Origin of the sequence: Ammoniphilus resinae (assembly GCF_017873965.1) — a bacterium.
GTDB classification, from domain to species: Bacteria; Bacillota; Bacilli; order Aneurinibacillales; family RAOX-1; genus Ammoniphilus_A; species Ammoniphilus_A resinae.
Genome location: NZ_JAGGKT010000043.1, coordinates 1 through 5713, shown reverse-complemented (window position 1 = coordinate 5713; position 5713 = coordinate 1). Strand labels below are relative to the sequence as shown.

The 5713-nt window shown below is 39.1% G+C and carries 9 protein-coding genes; all 9 read left to right on the top strand.

The annotated features are described in order from the left end of the window. Positions 1 to 210 (top strand): magnesium chelatase subunit ChlI family protein (locus J2Z37_RS25150; RefSeq protein ID WP_483413499.1); only part of this gene is annotated, 210 nt, incomplete at its 5' end. Then, positions 211 to 972 carry a DNA-processing protein DprA gene (locus J2Z37_RS25145; RefSeq protein WP_209813074.1) on the top strand — a complete coding sequence of 254 codons (762 nt, stop codon included), beginning with the start codon at positions 211 to 213 and terminating at the stop codon, positions 970 to 972. After that, entirely contained in the window at positions 956 to 1153 is a 198-nt protein-coding gene (locus J2Z37_RS25140) for a hypothetical protein (protein WP_209813073.1), read from the top strand. Before J2Z37_RS25145 ends, J2Z37_RS25140 begins: the two co-directional genes overlap by 17 nt. A gap of 23 nt (positions 1154 to 1176) precedes the next feature. Then, a complete protein-coding gene (locus J2Z37_RS25135) occupies positions 1177 to 1536 on the top strand; it encodes a hypothetical protein (protein WP_209813072.1) in 360 nt (119 codons plus the stop codon). 139 nt (positions 1537 to 1675) lie between these two features. Then, positions 1676 to 1876: a type II toxin-antitoxin system HicA family toxin gene (locus J2Z37_RS25130; RefSeq protein ID WP_209813071.1), complete on the top strand. Its 201-nt coding sequence runs from the start codon at positions 1676 to 1678 to the stop codon at positions 1874 to 1876. Positions 1877 to 1890: 14 nt separating this feature from the next. Then, the gene (locus J2Z37_RS25125) at positions 1891 to 2310 is read left to right on the top strand and encodes a type II toxin-antitoxin system HicB family antitoxin (RefSeq protein WP_209813070.1); all 420 of its coding nucleotides are present in this window, start codon (positions 1891 to 1893) and stop codon (positions 2308 to 2310) included. Positions 2311 to 2875: 565 nt separating this feature from the next. After that, complete coding sequence (locus tag J2Z37_RS25120; protein WP_209813069.1) at positions 2876 to 3970, top strand: Fic family protein; 1095 nt, start codon at positions 2876 to 2878, stop codon at positions 3968 to 3970. 283 nt (positions 3971 to 4253) lie between these two features. Next, the gene (locus J2Z37_RS25115) at positions 4254 to 4886 is read left to right on the top strand and encodes a restriction endonuclease (protein WP_209813068.1); all 633 of its coding nucleotides are present in this window, start codon (positions 4254 to 4256) and stop codon (positions 4884 to 4886) included. Positions 4887 to 5324: 438 nt separating this feature from the next. Continuing rightward, on the top strand, positions 5325 to 5713 hold a 389-nt coding region (locus J2Z37_RS25110; protein WP_209813067.1), incomplete at its 3' end, for a transposase.

Here is a 5713-nt window from a genome sequence, read left to right as displayed (position 1 = left end):
TACTGTCAATTAGATGAAGGGGGAATGAGAATGCTGCAAAAAGCTTACGAAAGATTTCAATACAACGCCCGAAGCTTTTATAAATTTAAGAAACTAGCCCGCACCTATGCGGATTTGGATGGATCGGAGAAGATTCGTCAAAAGGATGTAGCCGCTGCCTTAAGTACCCGTGACTTAGATAAGGATCAAAAAGGGATGGTGGTCGTATAAATGATCGATCAAAGAGTGTACTGGATTTGGTTAACAGGGATTGCATCCATCGGACCTGTGATGCAGAAAAAGCTGCTAAAGCAGTTTGACTCACCCGAAGTAATTTTTAGGATCAATCCCAGGGAATTAGAAAAGGTACCCGGAATGGGACCAGCATTGGTGGATCGAATCCTAGCAGCGCGTTCCCTAGACAAGTCAGAAAGAATGCTAGAACGAATGCTAAAAGGGAATATCGGCCTGCTTACCATCGAAGATCCCCTTTATCCCGAAAAGGTAAAACAAAATCCAAAAGCACCCGTCGTTCTATATTATCGTGGGTCGATTAGGGAAAACAGTATGGGGGTGGGGGTCGTTGGAACGCGACAATGCACATCATATGGGAAACAGGTGGCTATTGAGACCGCTGCATTCCTGGCAAAGCATCAAATTCCGGTCATTAGCGGGATGGCCAAAGGCATCGATGGTTATGCACATACCGCCTGTTTAAAAGCCGGGGGTTATACGATGGCTTTTTTGGGGAGTGGGGTAGATGTTTGTTATCCCAGAGAACACCAATCCTTAATGGAAGCGATTATTCAAAAAGGAGCCATTCTTTCTTCCTATCCACCAGGAACCCCTATCTATCCGCACCACTTTCATCAACGAAATTTCCTCATCAGTGCCTGGTCTTCCAAGCTTTTAGTCGTCGAAGCAGGGGAGAAAAGCGGCACATGGAGTACTGTCAATCATGCACGCACATTAAAACGTGAAATTTGTTCATGAAAGTTCGCTTACTTCATTTGAAAAAGGCATCGTCGAGCAACTCAAAACAAATTCAATGTCCATTGATCAATTAGCAAAAATCATGAAGCGCAGCCATTCCGACATCATCGAAACACTTTCCCTGCTTGAGCTAGAGTCCGTCATTCGAATTAAACCCAATCAAACAGTTGAACTCATTTAGAAGTGGATAAAGGAGGACAGGAAATGGAAATTAGTAGAGCACTTGAGATCATAGGCCGTCTTGCCCAAGGGAAAGATCCCTTTACAAGTCAAGAATTACCGAAACCAGGCCCTTTTCATCAGGAGGAAACCCAAAAGGCCCTCTATTTAGCTCTGGATGGAGTGAAAGTTTTGGGGTATAAAATGAAACGAGCCGCTGAACTGCCACCCAACTCCGGAAAGCCTTGGGTGCCCCTGGAAGATCAGGAATTGATCAGGGCTTATAAATGTGGACACCACATACAGGAAATAGCCAAGAAACACCAAAGGACAGAAGGGGCGATTATGTCTAGGCTGGTTAAGTTAGGGGTGATTCGGATTGCTTCGCAAGATGGTGTGAAGTAAATTCGTAGGATTATGTGTGTTAGTCGAAATGAAGTAGTTTTTTGAATGTAAAATAATATAATACTTTAAAGGTAAACACGTGTTTTTATACGTATATTTATATATGGGGAATGTTATAATAGAAGTAAGGGGGAGGGAAATGAAGGCATATTCTTCACGTGATCTCATGGGGCTCGTTGAAGCAGATGGATGGGAGTTAGTTCGAATAAAAGGTGATCATTATCAATTTAAACATCCTAAGAAGGCAGGTTTAGTTACAATCCCTCATCCAAAAAAGAATTTACCCCTTAGAACACAAAAAAGCATATTAAAGCAAGCCGGGTTATTAGAAATATTATAATATATCAACTGGAGTTGATAAAGTTGAAAGATCGATATATTTACCCATCCATTTTTGATTATGCAGATGATGGAATATCCGTTGAGTTTCCAGACCTCCCCGGATGTTTAACTTGTGGGAACACTGAAGAAGAGGCCCTGCGAATGGCGAAAGAGGCTTTGGCCTTACAATTGTATGGGATGGAGCAAGAAGGCGAAACTATTCCAGATCCAACACAAGTAAAATTATTGAGAGTGGAAGACAATCAAGCAGTGGTACTAGTAGAAGTATGGATGCCTCCGTTCCGACATGAGATGGAAAATAAAGCCGTGAAGAAAACTCTCACGATCCCAAAATGGCTTGATGATTTAGCCCAAGAAAACAACGTCAATTTTTCTCATATATTGCAAGAAGCCCTAAAAAAGTATCTGGGGGTGAAGGACAAATCATCATAGTGATCGGAGAAGGTTCTTCATCAAGAAATATAAGTGATACCAGCCGGCCAAGCATAGGACGATGCCTCCTCAGTATGTTAAAGCGTTAGCTCGCCGTAGTTGAATACAACAAGCCCTTCTCTCCACGCAAATGATCGTCAACGGCGAAGCGCTTCCGCGCTTCCCCTTCGACAGGGGTCTGACCCCAGTCGAAACATGTCGAACTTAAGAAAGAGGCTATCCTCTTTTTTTAGCAACATTATTTCGTAAAACAAATATTTTACGAAACGATTATGTGGACAAGAACCAATAACGCACTGCTAAGTCTTTAAAAAGAATAGCTAAATTATACAAAGCCCTCATCTAGTTTGTTAGGTGTGGGCTATTTGACGACTACGTTTCCTCGCTAATTTAAAAGTAACTTGACTACTTTTACCTTTGGTATATGACCGAAGGGTTTTTACTTAACAAAAGGTAATGAAACGAGTATAATAAAAGACAAAATTAGATAAAATTGATCGTAATAAAACTATTTTTGATGATTACAATCATAATTATTTTATTTTGAACGATAGGGGGAGTGATCGTGAAGTTAAAGCCTTTTGTGCCGCTTATGTTACCGTTGAGTGATGAAATCGTCAACCAAATCAGCTTAATTCGTAAGTTAATTGATGCGAATAAAAGTATTGTCGAATACCAGACTTTGCTTAATAATTCAAAACTAGAACCACAATACTTATTAAGGCCAGTAATGTTAAAGGAAGCAGTACAATCAACTAAAATCGAAGGGACCCAAGTTACTTTGGACGAAGTTATGGAGGTAGAGGCCCAAAGTAGGAAGGTAAACAAAGATACACAAGAAGCAATAAATTATTATCGTGCGTTAAATGAAGGATTGGAATTACTAAGAAATTTACCTATATCTTCAAGGCTTTTTAAGATCATGCACTCTACATTACTCGGAGGTAAAGTTAGGGGGGCTAACCGCACCCCTGGGGAGTTTCGCAGAATCCAAAATTTCTTAGGACCAGAAGGGTGCACCATTGAAACAGCAACCTATATTCCGCCCGAACCACAGCTTTTAGATCAGTATCTTTCAAATCTTGATCAGTATATTAATGATCCAACTGATAATTATGATGAGCTAATAAGGATTGCAATTATCCATGCACAATTCGAAACTATTCATCCCTTTTTGGATGGGAATGGAAGGATTGGGAGGATATTGATACCATTGTATTTGTACAATAAGGAAGTGATCAACTACCCCAATTTCTTTATAAGTGATGTGTTGGAACGGGATAAACATAAGTACTATAGATTTTTAAATGATACGAGGTACAAACAGAACTGGAATCAATGGATTGGTTTCTTCTTAGATTGTATACACATCCAAGCAAAAAGAAATGTGGAGTTGATCAGAGATATAAATGATTTATATGAAGAGGATATGGAAAAATCAGCGAAGATCATTAACAGTAGTAATATTTTAAAGGTAATGAATGTAATGTTTCAACGACCTATCTTCACTTCAAAGAGCCTCGCAGCAGAAACAGGTATTTCAGAGCCAACTATCAGAAGATATTTAAATAGACTCGAAGAAGAAAAAATTATTTTCTCAGACGGGAAAATCAGATCAAAGACCTATTATTACTACAGTTTACTTGATAAACTTCGTTAGTAGAAGGCGAAGCGCTGCCGCGCTTCACCTCACTAATGGGGCTGACCCCATCTCTGGGTTAAAGCGTCGCTTTGGGAAGTTTACAATTTGAAGGTAAACTTAACCAGTAGTAAATCATTTGTTAAACGCTAGGTGTACGTTGCTCAGCTATCCTTTTTTGAAATTTATTAAGCTAGCAATAATAGGGGATATTATTTGAGGTTACCCTTTTCAATTTAATTAAAGTATTTCTTGGGCTAAGACAAGATGTAAGAAAAAAGGAATAAATTAAGGAGAGGTAATATTGGAATTCGTAATAGGCAGTTTAATAATAACGTCTGTTTTAGTTATAGGTATTTATTTATTAGTTGTTAAATTTCGCCAGAAACGTCAATTTTCAAATCAAGGCCTAGGAGAATATGATCTTAAAGATATTACAATTAATCATATTGACGAAATGCAAGATGGTTCGGAATTTGAAATGTATCTATATAGATTATTTCTAGCATTAGGTTATAGTGATGCCTACAAAACGGTTGATAGTCATGATTTTGGGGCGGATTTGGTTTTTACGGATCGAAGTGGGGTTCGCAGCATTGTTCAAGCCAAGAGATATAGTGAGGAATATCAGGTAGGGATTGACGCAGTGCAACAGGTTTACACAGCCCGTAATTATTTTCAAGCTAAAAAGGCTATTGTTGTGTGTACTACAAAATATACTGATTCTTGTGAAACTCTTGCTGGGGTCAATGGTGTACTTCTTTTGAACAGAGGGGATTTAATAAAAATTATTAATGCTTTTAGTCAAGATGATTATGAAAAGGCAAAAGAAATGATTGAAAGAGAACCTCGTATCATTTATGAAATTTGGGATAATCCAAATGCGCAGCGAAAAAAGGACAAAGAAGCTGAAGAAGTTGTTAGTTTACTCAAGTGACCCCATCACTGAGCTAAAGCGTTAGCTTTGCGAAGTTCAACATCAATAAAACAAAAATTATCCCTTTTCAAACTTTAAAAGATCGCAGACGGCGAAGCGCTGTCGCGCTTCCCCTTCGGCAGGGGTCTGACCCCAGTCGAAACATGTCGAACTTAAGAAAGAGGCTATCCTCTTTTTTTAGCATCATTATTTCGTACTTTTGCGTAATTTTATCAAGGAATCGTTGGACAGGAACAGATGTGGTAGAAGTTTATTCTAAAAGCATCTCCTTCATTGTCACCTCGAATAAAGGACTTTCTCCACATGAAATTTTCTACTTGATATCTATGAAAGCTATTCCCAAACTAAAAATAATATTGTAAAATATAAAATACACTGAAATTAGTGACCCCGGATATTTTCCTCTATTAACCCCTACCCTCAGAGAAAGGAGAGTCCATGGCAAGAAAACACCGTATTTGGTATCCAGGTGCATCCTACCACATCATGTGTCGAGGAAATCACCGTCATGAAATTTTTCGGGATGATGAAGATCGCGAGTACTACCTCACCACCCTTCGGTATGTCAGAAAAATTTTTCCCTTCCACTTATACTCCTATTGTTTAATGACAAACCACGTACACCTCCAAATGGAGACTCTTGATATCCCAATCAACCAAATCATGCAAAGAATCAATATGCTGTACTCGATTTACTTTAACCAAAAATACCATTTTGTAGGTCACTTACTCCAAGGCCGTTACCGGGCGGAGCTCATTGAAACCGATGCGTATCAATTGGAGACCAGCAAATACATCCACTTAAACCCCGTACGAGCCCATATGGT